The sequence below is a fragment of the Lentzea sp. NBRC 102530 genome (assembly GCF_030269365.1).
In the GTDB taxonomy this organism is placed as follows: Bacteria; Actinomycetota; Actinomycetes; order Mycobacteriales; family Pseudonocardiaceae; genus Lentzea.
The window spans coordinates 53,261-70,034 of record NZ_BSTF01000020.1 but is presented as its reverse complement, the minus strand read 5'-3'; the positions used below and the strand labels follow the sequence as shown (position 1 = coordinate 70,034).

Genomic DNA, 16,774 nt, shown 5'->3' with positions numbered 1-16,774 from the left:
GTGATCGCACCTGTCCGACGTAGCGCGAATCACACGTTCAGGGGCCCTGGTTCGTCAGGAACCGTAGTCGAACGGGGCGGAAGCCCCTGCGACGGCGGGACCGCGCAGGTGCGAACGGCCCTTGCCGACCGACCGCAGCGTGTGCGCGAGGAGGTCCTCGAAGTCCGCGAGCTTCCCGTCGACGTACGCGTCGCACTCCGACCGCAGCCGGATCGACTCGCTCTGGGCCGCGTCGAGCAGGCGCGCCGCCTCGGCGTGCGCCGCCCGGACGACCTCCTGCTCGTTGACGAGCCTCGCCTGCTCGGCCCGGCCGTCCTCGGTCGCGCGCTCGTAGTTCGCGCGGCCCGCCTGGATCATCCGCTCGGACTCGGCGTGCGAGCGGCCCACCAGGTCGTCGTACTCCTGGCGGCCGGCGGCGACGGTCCGTTCGGCCTGGTCCTCCGCCTCGGCGATCATCCGCTCGGCACGGGCGCGCGCGTCGGACAGCATCGCCTCGGCCTCGGCCTGCGCCTCCGCGAGCATGCGGTCCGCGTCGGCGCGTGCCTTCGACACGCCGCTCTCGGCCTCGTGCTTGGCCTTGCCGACGACCTCGTCGCGGTGGTCCAGCACGTCCTGCGCGTCGTCGAGCTCCGCTGGGATCGCGTCGCGCACGTCGTCGAGCAGTTCGAGCACATCACCGCGCGGCACGACGCACCCCGAGGTCATCGGAACTCCGCGCGCTTCCTCGACGATCGTGACGAGCTCGTCGAGTGCCTCGAACACCCGGTACACGTGTCACTCCCCTAATCCCCTGGTACACCCACCCACAAGTGTGCCCTGCGGATCTCCCCGGGACAGGGACGTCGGCAGGGCGTGTCAGGATTTCCCCACTTGACATCCGGGGGAACCGTTGAAGATCACAATCAGGCGCGCCGCCGAGGCCGATGTCCACCCGATCGTGGCGATGCTGGCGGACGACCCGCTGGGCGCGCAGCGCGAGACGCCGGGCGACCCGGCGTACCTGAAGGCGTTCGAGGTGATCGACGCCGACCCGCACCAGCTGCTGGTGGTGGCCGATCGCGACGGCGAGGTCGTGGGCACGCTGCAGCTGACGTTCACCGCGGGCCTGTCGCGGCTCGGTTCGACGCGCGCGACCGTGGAGGCCGTGCGGGTGCGTTCCGACCAGCGCGGCGGCGGCCTCGGCGAACAGCTCGTGAGGTGGGCCATCGACGAGGCGCGCGCCCGCGGGTGTGCTCTCGTACAGCTGACGACGGACGCGTCACGCGTGGACGCGCACCGTTTCTACGAGCGGCTCGGGTTCACCGCTTCGCACGTGGGGATGAAGCTCGCGCTTTAGGCGCTCGGTCAGCGGGTCTCTTCGAGGCGCAGCTTGAGCCGCTGCTCGATCGACGCCGGCAGCAGCGTCGACACGTCACCGCCGTACGTCGCGACCTCCTTGACCAGCGAGGACGCGAGGTAGGAGTACTGCGGGCTGGCCTGCATGAACAACGTGTCGACGCCGGTGAGCTGGTGGTTCATCTGCGCCATCTGCAGCTCGTAGTCGTAGTCGCTGACGGCGCGCAGGCCCTTCACGATGGCCTTGATGTTGTTCTCACGGCAGTAGTCGACCAACAGGCCGTGCCACGAGTCCACGCGCACGTTGTCCCATTGCTTCGTGACGTCGCGCAGCATCTCCTGGCGCTCCTCGACGTCGAACAAGGTGCGCTTGTTCTTGTTGATGAGCACGGCGACGACGACCTCGTCGAACAGGTGCGCGGCTCTCCCGATGATGTCCAGGTGACCGTTCGTTACCGGGTCGTAGGAGCCGGGGTACACGGCACGTGTCATGGAGCGGACGTTAGCACCCGATCGGACGCCGCCAGGCGTGTCCGTGGTTCTCGTCACCCATCAGAACGCACCTGACCCCAGTACACGGCCGTGTCCCCATAACGCTTGGCACGCAAGGATTCCACTGAATTCGGCCACGCTGGTTCGGCGCTTCGCGAAGCACGTTCCACGATCAAGACGGCGTCCGCCGTGAGCCGGGGCACGATTCCCCGGAGCACCTTGGCGAGTTCGTCGTCCGTCGTCGCGTAGGGCGGGTCGGCGAAGACGACGTCGAACGCGTCCCCTTCGGTCAGCACGAACGCCTCGGCCGACCGGTTGGCGATCGTGGTGTTCTTGAACCCGAGCTCTTGGGCGTTGCCTTTGAGCACGTCAGCGGCCCTTTTGTCGGCCTCGACGAAGGTGGCGCGCCCGGCGCCCCTGCTGAGCGCCTCGAATCCCAGGGCGCCGGAGCCGGCGTACAGGTCGAGCACGTTCGCGCCGTCCAGGTCCATCAGCGATTCGAGGGAGCTGAAGAGCGCCTCGCGGACCCGTTCGGAGGTGGGGCGGGTGCCCTTGGGCGGGACCTTGAGCCTGCGACCTCCCGCGGACCCGGCAACGATTCGTGTCACGTGCTCATCGTCCCAGGTGCATCCTGTCGCCATGACCCGCCACCGCGACTCGGGCGACTGCCTCTGCACGCTCGCCGAATCACCGGTGCTCGTGACGTGCCCGTCGTGTGCTGGCCGCGCTCTCGTGACCGGGGAACGTCTCGTGTGTCCCGCGTGTGCGCACGTCTCGCCGTACCGGCCCGTGTGGTGTTGGGACATCCGGCACGTCGTGGCCGATCTGTGGCTCCAGGCACCGTGCGCGGGGCACACGCTGTGGGCGTTGAACGGCGCGCACCTCGACCTGCTGGAGTCGTACGTCGGGGCGGCGCTGCGCGAGGACCCGGACCCGTCGTCGGTGCGGCGGATGACGATCCTCGCGAAGCTGCCCGCGTGGCTGAAGTCGGCGAAGCACCGCGACGAGGTGCTGCGCACGATCCGCCGGCTGCGCTCGACCGCCTGACCGGAAGCGTCAGGCGAGCGCCTGCCACCACCCGTCGACCTCGACAGGCGCGTCCACGTCCACCCGCTCGCCCGGCCGCGGCACCGCCAGCCGCAGCCCGCGCGCCTTGACCTCCCGCCACACGCGGTCGATCGGCTCGCCCCACGGGTGCAGCGCCAGGTTGAACGTCGCCCAGTGCACCGGGATCAGCAGGCCGCCGCCGAGGTCCTCGAACGCCTGCACGCCCTCCTCCGGCGTCATGTGGATGTCGGGCCAGGCGTCGCCGTACGCGCCCACCTGCATCAGCACCGCGTTGAACGGGCCGTGTGCCGCGCCGATCGCCGAGTAGCCGGGGAAGTAGCCGGTGTCGCCGCTGTAGAAGACCGAACGGGAGCCGCGCTTGATCACCCAGGACGCCCACAGGGTCACGTTGCGCTGGATCGAGCGGCCCGAGAAGTGCTGTGCCGCGGTGCAGGTGAGCGTGAAGCCGTTCACCTCGAACGACTCGTCCCAGTCGAGTTCCACGACGCGGTCGCGCGGCACGTCCCAGCGGGCCAGGTGGGCGCCGAGGCCCAGCGGCACCACGAAGACGGCGGACGTCCTGGACGTCAGCTGCTGCACGGTGTCCATGTCGAGGTGGTCGTAGTGGTCGTGCGAGATCACCACGGCGCTGACGTCAGGCAAATCGGACAGCTGATGCGGAACCGGGTGCAGCCGCTTGGGTCCCACGTGCGTGGACGGCGAGACGCGGTCGCTCCACACCGGATCGATCAGCACGGAGGCGCCGTCGATGGTGATGAGCGCGGACGCGTGGCCGTACCAGGTGACGTGCAGGCCGTCGGACGCCGGCGCGGACGGCGCGACCAGCGGTACGGCGACGGACGGCTTGCGGTCCTCGCCACCCACCAGGAAGTCGCGCAACGAGAAGGACTCGCGGTCCGGGACCGTGCGGACTTCCTTGTCGTTGTGGAACTTCCCGTCCCGGTAGCGCGGCGACCGCGACATGTGGACCGGGTCCGGCTTGCCGCCCAGCTGCCGCGGCAGGTCCTTCAGCACCCACGCCGCCCCCGCGAGGCCGAGCAGGCCCAACACCTTCTTCATGATCCGCTTCCCTCTCCCTGACCCCGTGCCGGTGCAACGCACGGAATCGTCGTGGAGTTCCACGCCCCTCGCAGCACGAAGGGCCCGGCCTCGGAGAGACCGGACCCTTCGTGCAAACCGGACTGCTACTCGAGGACGATCAGGAGGTCGCCGCCCTCGACCTGCTGGGCCCCGCGCAACGCCAGGCGCTGCACGACACCCGCCTTCGGGGCGGTGATCGCGGCCTCCATCTTCATGGCCTCGATCGTCGCGACGGTCTGACCGGCGTCGACGCGGTCGCCCTCGGCCACCGCGGCCGTCACCACGCCGGCGAACGGGGCCGCGACGTGGTTGGGGTTGGAGCGGTCTGCCTTCTCGGCGGCCGGGAGGTCCACGGCCACCGAGCGGTCGCGGACCTGGATCGGCCGCAGCTGGCCGTTCAGGGTCGCCATGACCGTGCGGATGCCGCGCGCGTCCGCCTCGGAGATCGCCTCCAGGCCGATCAGCAGCCGGACGCCCGGCTCCAGGTCGACGGAGTACTCCTCGCCGGGACGCAGACCGTAGAAGAAGTCCTTGGACCGCAGGACGGACGTGTCGCCGTACGCCTCGCGGTGCGTGGTGAACTCCTTGGTGGGCGCCGGGAACAGCAGCCTGTTCAACGTCGCCCTGCGCGCGTCGGCGAGGCCCGCCTCGTCCTCGGCGGACAGCTCCTCGACCGGCTTCGGCGCCGGGCGGCCCTCGAGGGCCTTGCTGCGGAACGGCTCCGGCCAGCCGCCGGGCGGGTCGCCCAACTCGCCGTGCAGGAAGCCGATCACCGACGCCGGGATGTCGAACTTGCCGGGGTTCTCCTCGAACTCCTTGGGCGACACGCCCGCGCCCACGAGGTGCAGCGCGAGGTCACCGACCACCTTGGACGACGGCGTCACCTTCACGAGGTGGCCGAGCATGCGGTCGGCGGCCGCGTACATCGACTCGATCTCCTCGAACTTCTCACCGAGTCCGAGAGCGACGGCCTGGGTGCGCAGGTTCGACAGCTGACCACCGGGGATCTCGTGGTGGTAGACGCGGCCGGTCGGGCCGGGGATGCCGGACTCGAACGGCGCGTAGATCTTGCGCACCGACTCCCAGTACGGCTCGAGGTCGCAGACGTTCTGCAGGTCGAGGCCCGTCGAGTGCTCGGTGTGGTCGAGCAGCGCCACGATCGACGACAGCGGCGGCTGCGACGTCGTACCCGCCATCGACGCGGTCGCGCCGTCGATGGCGTCCACGCCCGCCTGGACCGCCGCGAGGTACGTCGCGAGCTGGCCACCGGCCGTGTCGTGCGTGTGCAGGTGGACCGGGAGGTCGAACTCCTTGCGCAGCGCGGTGATCAGGCGCGACGCGGCCGGTGCGCGCAGCAGACCGGCCATGTCCTTGACGCACAGCACGTGCGCGCCCGCGCCGACGATCTGCTCCGCCAGCTTGAGGTAGTAGTCCAGCGTGTACAGACGCTCGTCCGGATTGGACAGATCGCTGGTGTAGCAGAGCGCGACCTCGGCGACGGCGGTCCCGGTCTCGCGCACGGCCTCGATCGCCGGGCGCATCTGCTCGACGTCGTTCAGGGCGTCGAAGATCCGGAAGATGTCGATGCCGGTGGTCGTCGCCTCCTGCACGAACGCCTTGGTGACCGCCTCCGGGTACGGCGTGTAGCCGACCGTGTTGCGGCCGCGCAGCAGCATCTGCAGGTTGATGTTCGGCACGGCCTCGCGCAACGCCGCCAGCCGCTCCCACGGGTCCTCCGCGAGGAACCGCAGCGCCACGTCGTACGTCGCGCCGCCCCAGCACTCCAGGGACAGCAGCTCGGGCGTCATGCGCGCGACGTGCGGCGCGACGGCGAGCAGGTCCTTGGTGCGCACTCGGGTCGCCAGCAGCGACTGGTGGGCGTCGCGGAACGTCGTGTCCGTCACGCCGACGGCCTTGCTCTCCCGCAGCCACCGCGCGAAGCCCTCGGGACCGAGCTCGACCAGCTTCTGCTTCGACCCGGCGCGCGGCTCGGCGTTGAGGTCGACGACCGGCAGCTTCTCTCGCGGGTCGACCGCCGTCGGGCGGGTGCCGTTGGGGTGGTTGACCGTGACGTCCGCGAGGTAGGTCAGCAGGCGCGTGCCGCGGTCGGCCGAGTGGCGGGCCGTCAGCAGGTGCGGGCGCTTCTCGATGAACGACGTGGTGACGCGGCCCTCGTAGAAGTCCGCGTCGTCCAGCACGGCCTGGATGAACGGGATGTTCGTGGACACACCGCGGATGCGGAACTCCGCGATCGCACGGCGGGCCCGGGCGACCGCGAGGGAGAAGGTGCGGCCGCGGCACGTGAGCTTCACGAGCATCGAGTCGAAGTGCGGGCTGATCGCCATGCCGGCGCCGGCCGTGCCGCCGTCGAGGCGGATGCCGGAACCACCGGGCGAGCGGTACGCGCTGATCGTGCCGGTGTCCGGGCGGAACCCGTTGGCCGGGTCCTCCGTGGTGATGCGGCACTGCAGCGCCGCGCCACGCAGCTGGACGGTGTCCTGGGACAGGCCCAGGTCCTCCAGCGTCTCGCCCGAGGCGATGCGCATCTGCGACTGCACCAGGTCGACGTCCGTCACCTCTTCCGTGACGGTGTGCTCGACCTGGATGCGCGGGTTCATCTCGATGAAGACGTAGTGGCCTTCGGGGTCGAGCAGGAACTCCACGGTGCCGGCGTTGCGGTAGCCGATGTGCTTCGCGAACTTCACCGCGTCGGCGCAGATGCGGTCGCGCAGCTCGGGAGCGAGGTTCGGCGCGGGCGCGATCTCGATCACCTTCTGGTGGCGCCGCTGCACGGAGCAGTCGCGCTCGAAGAGGTGGATCACGTTGCCCTGGCCGTCGGCCAGGATCTGCACCTCGATGTGGCGCGGTTCGACCACGGCTTGTTCGAGGAACACGGTCGGGTCGCCGAACGCCGACTCGGCCTCGCGCGACGCCGCCTCCAGCGCCTCGCGCAGCGCCGCCGGGTCGTCGACCTTGCGCATGCCCCGGCCACCGCCACCCGCGACGGCCTTCACGAAGACGGGGAACCGCATGCCCTCCGACGCCGCGAGCAGAGCGTCCACGTCGGACGACGGCTCGCTCGACTCCAGCACCGGCAGCCCGGCCTCGCGTGCGGCCGCGATGGCGCGCGCCTTGTTGCCCGTCAGTTCGAGGACCTCGGCCACGGGGCCGATGAAGGTGAGACCGGCCTCACGGCAGGCCATCGCGAGTTCCGGGTTCTCGGACAGGAATCCGTAACCGGGGTAGATCGCGTCGGCACCGGCCTTGCGGGCGGCCTTGATGATCTCGTCGACGGAGAGGTAGGCGCGGACGGGATGTCCGGCTTCGCCGATCTCGTACGACTCGTCCGCCTTCAGGCGGTGCAGTGAGTTTCGGTCCTCGTGCGGGAACACGGCGACCGTTCCAGCGCCCAGTTCATAGGCGGCTCGGAACGCGCGAATCGCGATCTCGCCGCGGTTGGCGACAAGAACCTTGCGGAACATCCGTGCCCTCCCGGTGTTACTCGGCAGTCATCAGTCGTGGCACGTTACCGTGCGACTCTTGCCTGTTGGGAGGACTGTCTCACGTGATGGGTGTCATCCTGATCGGTCTTGCTCACCCCGATTCTCGCGTGGTGGGAGGAAAGTGGGAACCCACCACCCGGTCAGACTGCGGCCGGTAGTGGGTTTAACCAGATCGAGTGACGATCTTCGCGACTATCTCGGTAGGGTGAGCCATATGGCCGGGGCTGATGGAGCCGGGCAGCCTACTGCCCGCACACCGCATTTCGACGTTGTCCTCCGTGGTTACAACCAGCGACAGGTGAACGAGCGCGTCACCCGCTTGGAGTTCGATCTCAAGAACTCGAACCGCGCCCGTGACGCGGCGTCCGCACAGGTGGGTGAGCTCACCAAACTCCTCAACTCCATGCGCGCCGACCTCGACAAGACCAAGGTCCAGCTCCAGAACCTCGCCAACGCTCCCGTGAGCGCGTCGAACGTGACCGAACGCGTCCGCGTGATGATGAGCCTGGCCGAGGAAGAGATCGCGGACATCCGCAAGGACGCCCTCGACAAGGCCGCCGCGACCCGTGGCGAGGCCGAGAAGTGGGCCGCTGACCAGCGCGAACAGCACCAGCGCCTGCTGGCGGAGACCGAAGCGCGCCGCAAGCAGCTCGAGATGCACTACCAGCAGCGCCACGCCGAACTCGACCAGCAGACCGCCGGTCGCCGTTCCGAACTCGAGGCCGAGTTCGCGGCGTTGCAGGGCAAGCTCACGGCCGAGCACGAGGCTCTCGTCGCCGAGGTGCGCGCGAACGGTGAGCGGATCGCCGGCGAGTACGAGAAGAAGTCGGCCGACCTCGACGCCCACCGCGTGGAGCTGGACGCGAAGTACAAGGCGTACAACGACGAGCTCGACAAGGAGTACGACGGTCTCAAGGCGAAGCTGACCGCCGAGCACCAGAAGGTGCTGGCGGACGCGCGGCGCGAGGCCGAGCAGATCGTCGCCGACGCCGAGGCGAAGCGGACCGAGGCACTGTCCAAGCTCGACGGTGAGCTCGCCCAGAAGAAGGCCGAGGCCGAGAAGGTGCTCGGCGAGCTCGAGTCCGAGACGCTCGCCCGTGCCGAGAAGACCACCGCCGACGCGACGGCGTCCGCGACGGCCCTGGTCACCGCTGCCGAGGAGAAGGCGGCGACGACCCTGCGCGAGGCCGAGGACAAGGCGACCTCCCTGGTCGACGACGCCACCCAGAAGGCCGCGACCACCGTGCGCGAAGCCGACGAGAAGGCCGCCGCGCTCGTCCGCGACGCCGAGGCGCGCACGTCGACCCTGGTGCGTGAGGCGGAGCAGAAGTCGGCCGCCGCCGTCGCCGAGGCGGACCAGCGCGCGGCCAACGCCACCGAGAAGGAGGCGGCGCTGCGGGCGGCGCACGACAACCTCGCCACGCAGTTCCACGCGGCGCAGGAGGCCGTCGAGGCGGCGATGTCGGTGCTCAAGCCCCTGGAGGACGGCTCCGCCGAGGACGAGGCTCCGGCTTCCGCTCCGGAGGACGCGGACAAGACCCAGCAGCTGCCGAAGCCGCGTTCGAACTGATCTCTAGCCGGGGAACGGCGGCAGGCTGCTCGTGGCCCAGCTCGTGTGGCAGCCGCCGTTCGCCGCGTAGTCGCTCGCGAACCCGATGAGCTCGGTCCCGTCGAGCGAGGCGACCCCGCTCGGGTGGTAGTTCGGGCAGTACTTGTCGCGTGCCTGCGGTACCGGCACCGGTGCGGGCACCTCGTACCAGCCGCCCCTGCCGCCGTTCTCGGACACGAAGATCGTGCGCCCGTTGCCGGCGTCGACCCGTCCGTTCGCGGACATCAGCATCTGGCCCATGAGCAGCACACGTCCCGTGCTCGTGCCGTTGGGCGCGAGCACGATCGACGGCGTGTGCGCGAAGTACTTGCCGTCTTCGGTCGTCGGCCGCGTGCCGTGGTGGGTGGGGTCGCCCCAGTTCCGGCCGTCCCTGCTGCTGCGGTGGTACGCCTCGCAGAAGTACTGGTTCGGCTGCGCGCAGATCTCGTACATCATGTAGTACTCGCCGTTCGGCAACCGCTTGACCTGCTGCATCCCCGGCCGCAGGTAGCTCGGTTGCACCGCGACGACCTTCTCCTTGGCCGACCAGGTGACGCCGTCCTCCGACGTGGTGCGTCCGATGTACTGGCTGTGCGCGTCGTCGGACTCGTCGCTGAAGTAGCAGTGCAGCAGCCCGTCGGCGTCGACCGACAGGTCCGGCTCCCACAGCCCGCCCCGCGGCTTCGCCCGCGCGCACTCCGACAGGAACCGCCAACTCTCGCCCGCGTCGTCGCTGCGCCAGATCCGCGCCTTGAGCGTCTCCTCCTTGTAGCCGATCGAACCGGCCCAGAGGATCGTGCCCGCCGGCATGTCACCGACCTGGCGCGGTAGTTCGTAGAGGTGACCGCAGCACGTGGCGGTGGCGCTCGCTCCGTCCGTGAACTTCGCGATCTGCTTGAACCGCTTGCCGGTGCGGCCGGCCTTCAGGACGTTCACGACGTGGTCACCGTGCAGCGCCACCAGGATCGAACCGCGCTGGGGGCCGTGCTCGAGGCGGATGGCGTGCGGGTACCTCGACTCCTCACCGGTCAGCACCACCGGGGCGGCCCAGGCGCTGGTCGGGGTGGTGAGGGCGAGGAGGGTGGCCAGCGTGGTGATGATCAGGCTCCGCACGGGGTGGAAGGTATCCGGGGAGAGCGGTGTGACCGGACGAATCGGGCACGTGCCGCGATCACACCTTCGGGTGGTGCGGGGGCTGTGGGGTTTGAGGACGCCGGCGGGTGGTGACGCGCGGGGCCGGTGAGCGGGCGGCGTCGCGACGGCAGGTGCGGCGGGCACGGTGAGCAGGGAGGCGCGGCACCGCAGGCACGTCGCGGCAGGCACGTCGCGGCAGGCACGCACGGGATCGGGCGAACGTCGTGAGCTGCCGCGCGGCGGGCAAGCGGGCATGACAGGCAGGCGGGCACGGCAGGCGGGCACGGCAGGCGTGGTCGGCGCGCAGACAGGCGTGGTCGGCGCGCGTGCCTGTGGCGGGCGTGGCAGGCAAGCGCGGTGGAAACGAGCGGTGCACGTGCGTGGCACGCGCACGTCCGTGTGTGGCGTACGTCGCGCGGCGTGCTTGCTTGCTCTGCGGGTCAGGTCTTTTCCAGGTACTCCGCTCGTTCCTCCGTCAGCAGCGTCGCCACCATCCCCGCCAGCCCCGGGTGCTTCTCCAGGTCCGGGTCGGCGTCCACCACCTGCTGCGCCGACGTCCGCGCGTCCGCGATGATGTCCTCGTCTCGCAGCAGCGAGAGCATCTTCAGGCCCGACCGCCGCCCGGACTGCGCGGCGCCGAGGATGTCGCCCTCGCGACGCAGTTCGAGGTCGAGCTGGGCCAGTTCGAAGCCGTCCAGGGTGGACTCGACGGCGCGCAGGCGTTCCATCGTGGCCGTCATCTCGGGCATCTCGGTGACGAGGAGGCAGAGCCCGGGGGCGCTGCCTCGGCCCACGCGGCCGCGGAGCTGGTGGAGCTGGGAGACGCCGAAGCGGTCGGCGTCCATGATGGCCATCACGGTGGCGTTCGGGACGTTGACGCCCACCTCGATGACGGTGGTGGCGACCAGGACGTTCACCTCGTTGGCGGCGAACGCGCGCATCACGGCGTCCTTGTCCTCCGGGGCCATGCGGCCGTGGAGGATTTCGATGCGCAGGCCCCGCAGCGGGCCCGCGGCGAGCATGTTCGCCACGTCGATCACGGACAGGGCCGGGCGCTTGTCGTCGTCGCCCTCGGACTTCGCCGGCTCCTCGTCGCCGATGCGGGGGCACACGAAGTACGCCTGGTGGCCCTTCGCCACCTCCTCGCGCACGCGGGCGAAGGCCCGGTCCAGCCAAGCCGGTTTCTCCCTGGCCGGGACCACCGAGGTCTTGATGGGGGAACGGCCTCCCGGGAGCTCGCGCAGGGCCGAGACCTCGAGGTCGCCGTAGACCGTCATGGCCACGGTGCGCGGGATCGGGGTGGCCGTCATGACCAGGACGTGCGGGTTCTCGCGTTCGCCGCGGGCCGAGAGAGCAGCGCGTTGCTCGACGCCGAAGCGGTGTTGTTCGTCCACGACGACGAGGCCCAGGGAGTGGAACTCCACCTTCTCCTGGATGATCGCGTGCGTGCCGACGACGATGCCCGCCTCGCCGGTCATGATGTCCAGCAACGCCTGACGGCGCTGGGCGGTGTTCATCGAGCCGGTCAGCAGCGTCACGCGGGTCGCGTTCTCCGCGCCACCCAGCTGGCCCGCCTGGGCCAGGTCGCCGAGCATCTCGGACAACGAGCGGGCGTGTTGTGCCGCAAGGACTTCGGTCGGGGCGAGCATCGCCGCCTGTCGGCCCGCGTCGACGGCCTGGAGCATTGCTCGCAACGCGACCATGGTCTTGCCCGAGCCTACCTCCCCTTGCAGGAGGCGGTTCATCGACACGGTCGACTCCAGGTCGGTGGCGATCTGCTCGCCCACCTCGACCTGGCCCGCGGTGAGCTGGAACGGCAGCCGCTCGTCGAACGCGTCGCGGATGCCGCCGGAACGGCGCGCGCACGAGGGAGCCGGACGGGCCGTGGACGCCTTGCGGCGCTGCGCCAGGGCCAGCTGCACGGCCAGCGCCTCGTCCCACTTCAGCCTCAGCTGCGCCACGGAGATCTGCGCCCAGCTCTCGGGGCGGTGGATCGACCGCAGCGCGTCCTCCAGACCGATCAGGCCCTGCTCCTCGCGGAAGTCGGCGGGCAGCGGGTCCTCCGGCACGCCGTCCCAGATCTCCAGGAGCTGCTTCACGCAGTTCGCGATGTTCCACGTGTTGATGTGCTGCGACGCCGGGTAGACGGGCAGGAACGCCTGCAGGAACGACGACCCGTCCTGCTCCGCGGTGAGGACCTCGAACGCCGGGTGCACCAGCTGCAGGTTCTGCCGGTAGCGGCCCACCTTGCCGGCGAACAGGGCGCGCGTGCCGGGCAGCAGCTCCTGTTCGGCGACGAACGCGGGCTTGCCGAAGAACACCAGGTGCAGCTCCGAGGTGCCGTCGGTGATCACGGCCTCGGTCATCTGGCCGCGGCGCGCCTTCATCTGCCGCTTCTGGCACTTGCGGACCTCGGCCTGCACCGTGACGTGCTCGTCGATTTCCAGCGAGCGGATGTCCGTCAGCTTCCCGCGCTCGTCGTAGCGGCGCGGGTAGTGGCGCAGCAGGTCACCGACCGTCGTGAGGCCGAGGCCGGTCTCCAGTGCGTCGGCGGTCTTCTTGCCGAGCAACGGCTGCAGCTTGTCGTCGAAGGAGATCATCGCGTCCCATTGAACTACTCGACACCGACAAAAATGACCGCGTCCGGCTGACCGCCCGGGTACGCCGTCACCTCGACCTCCGGATGGGTGACCCGCAGGTGGTCCTCCAGCACGTCGACCAGGCCCTCCGGCGCGTCGGCGCCCAGCAGCACCGTCACCAGTTCACCACCACCGGCGAGCATCCGGTCCACCAGGCGGCACGAGAGGTCCATCAACGACTCCGGCGCCGCCGGGCCGGGCTCGACCAGCACGACCTCGCCGTCCAGCATGCCCAGCAGGTCGCCGGGCTGGCAGCGGCCGACCCACGTCAACGCCTCGTCGGCGGCGATCGCGAGCTCACCACGGCGCGTCGCGGCAGCAGCCTCGGCCATCGCGACAACGTCGTCACCGGCACGCCTGGAGGAGTCGTGCACCGCCAACGCCGCGAGGGCCTGCACGGGCGAGAACGTCGGCACCACCACCACGTCCTGCCCTGCGGCCTGTGCGTACGCCACGGCCTCGTCCAGAGCCTCGCGGATGTCCGGGTCACCGGGCAGAACCGCGACGTGACGCGCGCGCGTCGACACGATGGCCGACAACAGGTCCGTGGGCGTCGCCGAAGAAGAAGCGAGGTCGAACACCGTGGCGCCCTCAGCGCGGAACAGGTCCACAGCTCCGCTCACCACCACCACGATCGCCCGGTCACGCACGAACCGGGACGCCTGCGCGGCGATCTGGTCGGCGAACCGCGCCACCGTGATCCGGTGCGGACGGCCGGCGCGCACACCCGACTCGATGGCCGCGCCGATGTCGTTGCAGTGCACGTGCACGGTCCACAACGAGGCCCCGTCGCCGACGACCGAGACGCAGTCGCCCAGCCCGTTCAACGTCGCGCGCAGCTCGCCGACGAGGTCTTCGGAGGTCTCGTCGAGCAGGTACATGACCTCGTACTCGAACTCCGACGACCCGCCCTCCCGCTCGGTCGTCAGCGATTCGGGCGTGCGCGGCAGCAAGGGAGCGTCTATCGGTGTTTCCACGCTCTGACCGGTGATCACCGCCGCCAATGTGTCCAACAACACAACCAGCCCGCGGCCGCCCGCGTCGACAACTCCGGCCTTCGCCAGCACGGCCAGCTGACGGGGCGTGTCCGCCAACGCCACCGCCCCCGCGCGCGACGCCGCCATCACCACGTCGTCCAGTTCGTCCGACGTGCAGTCACGAGCCGCCTCGGAAGCAGCGTGCAACACGGACAGCACGGTGCCGGGCACCGGCTTGGACACGGCGGCCGTGGCCAGCTCATCGGCCCGGTGCAGGCCCTTGCGCAGCGCGGACCCGGTGACCAGCGAGACCTCCTGGACGGTCTCCGCGAGGCCCCTGAGCACCTGCGACAGGATCACGCCCGAGTTCCCCCGAGCCCCGGCCAGCGCCCCGCGGGCCAGCGCCGACAGCGCGTCCCCGACGGTCGACATGGGCGAGCGCAGCAGCGCGTCCAGCGCCGACTGCATCGTGTGCAGCAGGTTCGTACCTGTGTCACCATCCGGGACGGGGAAGACGTTGATCTGGTCGATCGACTCCCGATTGGCGTCCAGCGACCGCACGCAGGCGTCCGCCCACCTGCGCACCGCGACCGCATCCATGACCTGCATGGCGGCGAGAGTATCCACCCGGTTTGGTCGCGGGTGAGCCCACCGGCTACCCTCATTGAGTTGCCGTGCCCGGTTGAGGCTTGTGCACGCTTGCGCGCCCACCGGGACGCATGACTTACCGCTTGAGGAACCTGAAGGAGTGGCTGACGTGGCTGCCGTGTGCGACGTCTGTGGCAAGGGGCCGGGCTTCGGCCATTCGGTTTCGCACTCCCAGCGGAAGACGAACCGCCGCTGGAACCCGAACATCCAGTCTGTGCGCGCGAAGGTCTCGGCCTCGCAGCGCCAGCGGATCAACGTGTGCACGTCCTGCCTGAAGGCCGGCAAGGTCGTGCGCGGCTGATCACCGCCACAGTTCGTTCTAGTTCGAAGAGAGCTCGGCCACGGCCGGGCTCTCTTCGCGTTTCAGGGCCCTGCGCACGAACACCAGGCAGACGGCACCAGCGACGAACGCCCCGGTGCCACCGACCGCGAACACCGCCCGCGGCCCCATGACCAGCAGCAACCCGCCGGCCGCCGCCGTGCCCACCAGGTTCGCACCGGTCACCATCGACCCGACGGCGGCGAACGCACGCCCGCGCATCTGCTCCGGTGTGCGCGACCGCACAATGGCGTTCATCGCCACGTTGTCGACGCCGTTCGACACGCCCCCGATGAACCACCCGATCACCGCGGCGGCGACGAACGGAAACGTCGCCGGGATCAGCACGGCAACGCCCGTGGTCATGCCGGTGATCGCCAGCGCCTGAGCGAGCTGGGACGCCGACACCAGCCGCGCCGCCACCCGGTTGCCGAAGAGGATGCCGACCATCCAGCACGCCTGCATGGCGCCCAGCAGGAACTCGTTGCCGTGCAGCACGAACCTCACGAACGCGGGGTCGGCGACGTTGATCACCACGGTGGCGCCGACGAAGCACGCCAGCCCGAGGATCGCCGCGAACAGCACGGAATCGCGCCGCACGTGCCGGATGCCCGCCATCGCGCTGGGCCGCTCCGAGTGTTCTCCGGACGGCCTGCGCTCCGAACGCACGAACGCCAGCAACACCGCGTAGGCGAGGAACGTGCAGCCGTCGATCAGCATCGCGGCCGGATGCCCGAAGAACCCGGCGAGCAGCGCTCCACCGGTGACACCGGCGATGTTGCCCACACTGCGGGTCGTGCCGAGCAGGGCGTAGGCCCGCGTGGAGTTCTCCTCGCCCGCGATGTGCGGCACGAGAGCGGAGATGCAGGGCTGGGCGATCGCACGGCCACACCCCGAGGCGAACACCAGCGCCACGACGAAAACAGGCTGCCCCATCAACGGCGCGATGGCCGCGATCGCGACGCCCTGGCAGAGCAGCGCGATGATCAGCAGGCGGCGGTTGGGCAACCGGTCGACGAGCAGGCCCGCCAAAGGTGCGCCGAGCACGAACGGCAGCAGTTCGGCGACGAGGACCGCGGCCACCAGCAACGAGCTGATCGGCGTCGCCCAGAAGAGCAGGACCAGCAACGACAAGGCGTTGCCGAACTCGCTGACGGCCGCACCGGCGGCCGTCAGCGTCAGATCACGGCGAGCGGGAGCAACTACGGGAGCTTCCAGTCGATCGGTTCGGCGCCCTGCTTCTCCAGCAGTTCGTTGGCCCGGCTGAACGGCTTCGAGCCGAAGAACCCGGAGTGCGCCGACAGCGGCGACGGGTGCGCGGACTCGATGGCGGGCAACGGTTCCAGCAACGGACGCAGGTTGCGCGCGTTGCGGCCCCAGAGGATGGACACGAGCGGTGCGTCACGGGCGGCCAGAGCCTTGATCGCCTGCTCCGTCACGGCCTCCCAGCCCTTGCCCTGGTGGGAGTTCGCCTTGCCGGGCTGCACGGTGAGCGCCCTGTTGAGCAGCAGCACACCGCGCTCGGACCACGGCGTCAGGTCGCCGTTGGACGGAATCGGGTGACCGAGGTCCTCCGCGTATTCCTTGTAGATGTTGATGAGCGACTTGGGAATGGGACGGACGTCCGGCGCGACCGAGAACGACAGGCCGACCGCGTGGCCGGGCGTCGGGTACGGGTCCTGGCCGACGATCAGCACCTTCACCTGGTGGAACGGCTGCTGGAAGGCACGCAGCACGTTCTCGCCCGCGGGAAGGTAGGTGCGACCGGCGGAAACCTCCGCGCGCAGGAACTCACCCATGGCGGCGATCTGGTCAGCGACGGGGGCGAGAGCTTCAGCCCAACCGGCTTCGACAACTTCGTTGAGGGGACGAGCCACGGCTGTGAACCCTATCTCACCCAGTGCCGCGTCAGTCGGCCTTTGCCCCGTGTTCGGTGTTCAGACGGTCGCATCGCGGTGCCGGCCCCGCGTCCCTGTACTGGTTGTACCGGG

General features: G+C 70.0%; 14 protein-coding genes. 4 read left to right on the top strand and 10 right to left on the bottom strand.

Annotation, left to right across the window (positions count from 1 at the left end; translation table 11 throughout):
- Window positions 1-54: 54 nt before the first annotated feature.
- Window positions 55-771, bottom strand: a complete 717-nt coding sequence (locus QSK25_RS38475) for a DivIVA domain-containing protein (RefSeq protein WP_285645795.1) — start codon at window positions 769-771, stop codon at window positions 55-57.
- Between the two features lie 124 nt (window positions 772-895).
- Between QSK25_RS38475 and QSK25_RS38470 the strand changes: the two genes are divergently transcribed.
- Complete coding sequence (locus QSK25_RS38470) at window positions 896-1,336, top strand: GNAT family N-acetyltransferase (protein WP_285645907.1); 441 nt, start codon at window positions 896-898, stop codon at window positions 1,334-1,336.
- Between the two features lie 8 nt (window positions 1,337-1,344).
- Here the strand turns inward: QSK25_RS38470 and coaD are convergent, their stop codons facing one another.
- Window positions 1,345-1,827, bottom strand: a complete 483-nt coding sequence (gene coaD / locus QSK25_RS38465) for a pantetheine-phosphate adenylyltransferase (RefSeq protein WP_285645794.1) — start codon at window positions 1,825-1,827, stop codon at window positions 1,345-1,347.
- Between the two features lie 53 nt (window positions 1,828-1,880).
- Window positions 1,881-2,435, bottom strand: coding sequence for a 16S rRNA (guanine(966)-N(2))-methyltransferase RsmD (gene rsmD, locus QSK25_RS38460; protein WP_285645790.1), 555 nt, complete (start codon window positions 2,433-2,435; stop codon window positions 1,881-1,883).
- A 31-nt stretch (window positions 2,436-2,466) separates the two neighbouring features.
- On the opposite strand from rsmD, the gene QSK25_RS38455 reads away from it, so the two are divergent.
- Window positions 2,467-2,874 carry a TFIIB-type zinc ribbon-containing protein gene (locus QSK25_RS38455; RefSeq protein ID WP_285645788.1) on the top strand — a complete coding sequence of 136 codons (408 nt, stop codon included), beginning with the start codon at window positions 2,467-2,469 and terminating at the stop codon, window positions 2,872-2,874.
- Between the two features lie 9 nt (window positions 2,875-2,883).
- Here QSK25_RS38455 and QSK25_RS38450 read toward each other — a convergent pair whose 3' ends face one another.
- Both QSK25_RS38450 and QSK25_RS38445 read right to left on the bottom strand, forming a co-directional pair.
- Window positions 2,884-3,954 carry an MBL fold metallo-hydrolase gene (locus QSK25_RS38450; RefSeq protein ID WP_285645787.1) on the bottom strand — a complete coding sequence of 357 codons (1,071 nt, stop codon included), beginning with the start codon at window positions 3,952-3,954 and terminating at the stop codon, window positions 2,884-2,886.
- Window positions 3,955-4,079: 125 nt separating this feature from the next.
- A complete protein-coding gene (locus QSK25_RS38445; RefSeq protein WP_285645786.1) occupies window positions 4,080-7,457 on the bottom strand; it encodes a pyruvate carboxylase in 3,378 nt (1,125 codons plus the stop codon).
- A gap of 319 nt (window positions 7,458-7,776) precedes the next feature.
- Here QSK25_RS38445 and QSK25_RS38440 point away from each other — a divergent pair, with 319 nt between their 5' ends.
- Window positions 7,777-9,048 carry a coiled-coil domain-containing protein gene (locus tag QSK25_RS38440; RefSeq protein ID WP_285645785.1) on the top strand — a complete coding sequence of 424 codons (1,272 nt, stop codon included), beginning with the start codon at window positions 7,777-7,779 and terminating at the stop codon, window positions 9,046-9,048.
- A gap of 3 nt (window positions 9,049-9,051) precedes the next feature.
- On the opposite strand, the gene QSK25_RS38435 is transcribed toward QSK25_RS38440, so the two are convergent.
- The 3 genes from QSK25_RS38435 to QSK25_RS38425 all read right to left on the bottom strand — a co-directional run bounded on the left by QSK25_RS38435 (window position 9,052) and on the right by QSK25_RS38425 (window position 14,425).
- Window positions 9,052-10,179 (bottom strand): sialidase family protein, encoded by a 1,128-nt coding sequence (locus tag QSK25_RS38435; protein ID WP_285645783.1) that lies wholly within the window; start codon window positions 10,177-10,179, stop codon window positions 9,052-9,054.
- 461 nt (window positions 10,180-10,640) lie between these two features.
- On the bottom strand, window positions 10,641-12,800 hold the full coding sequence (gene recG / locus QSK25_RS38430; protein ID WP_285645782.1) for an ATP-dependent DNA helicase RecG: 2,160 nt from the start codon (window positions 12,798-12,800) through the stop codon (window positions 10,641-10,643).
- A gap of 14 nt (window positions 12,801-12,814) precedes the next feature.
- Window positions 12,815-14,425 carry a DAK2 domain-containing protein gene (locus tag QSK25_RS38425; protein WP_285645780.1) on the bottom strand — a complete coding sequence of 537 codons (1,611 nt, stop codon included), beginning with the start codon at window positions 14,423-14,425 and terminating at the stop codon, window positions 12,815-12,817.
- 148 nt (window positions 14,426-14,573) lie between these two features.
- Between QSK25_RS38425 and rpmB the strand changes: the two genes are divergently transcribed.
- Window positions 14,574-14,765, top strand: a complete 192-nt coding sequence (rpmB, locus tag QSK25_RS38420; RefSeq protein ID WP_030467945.1) for a 50S ribosomal protein L28 — start codon at window positions 14,574-14,576, stop codon at window positions 14,763-14,765.
- Window positions 14,766-14,783: 18 nt separating this feature from the next.
- Here the strand turns inward: rpmB and QSK25_RS38415 are convergent, their stop codons facing one another.
- Window positions 14,784-15,959 (bottom strand): MFS transporter, encoded by a 1,176-nt coding sequence (locus QSK25_RS38415; RefSeq protein ID WP_285645905.1) that lies wholly within the window; start codon window positions 15,957-15,959, stop codon window positions 14,784-14,786.
- Window positions 15,960-15,985: 26 nt separating this feature from the next.
- Window positions 15,986-16,660 (bottom strand): uracil-DNA glycosylase, encoded by a 675-nt coding sequence (locus QSK25_RS38410; RefSeq protein ID WP_191300977.1) that lies wholly within the window; start codon window positions 16,658-16,660, stop codon window positions 15,986-15,988.
- Between the last annotated feature and the right edge of the window lie 114 nt (window positions 16,661-16,774).

Bases quoted from the DNA above. Each gene is read 5' to 3' on its own strand.
- coaD (WP_285645794.1), bottom strand. From the start codon at position 1,827: ATGACACGTGCCGTGTACCCCGGCTCCTACGACCCGGTAACGAACGGT.
- QSK25_RS38455 (WP_285645788.1), top strand. From the start codon at position 2,467: ATGACCCGCCACCGCGACTCGGGCGACTGCCTCTGCACGCTCGCCGAA.
- QSK25_RS38450 (WP_285645787.1), bottom strand. From the start codon at position 3,954: ATGAAGAAGGTGTTGGGCCTGCTCGGCCTCGCGGGGGCGGCGTGGGTG.
- QSK25_RS38445 (WP_285645786.1), bottom strand. From the start codon at position 7,457: ATGTTCCGCAAGGTTCTTGTCGCCAACCGCGGCGAGATCGCGATTCGC.
- recG (WP_285645782.1), bottom strand. From the start codon at position 12,800: ATGATCTCCTTCGACGACAAGCTGCAGCCGTTGCTCGGCAAGAAGACC.
- QSK25_RS38425 (WP_285645780.1), bottom strand. From the start codon at position 14,425: ATGCAGGTCATGGATGCGGTCGCGGTGCGCAGGTGGGCGGACGCCTGC.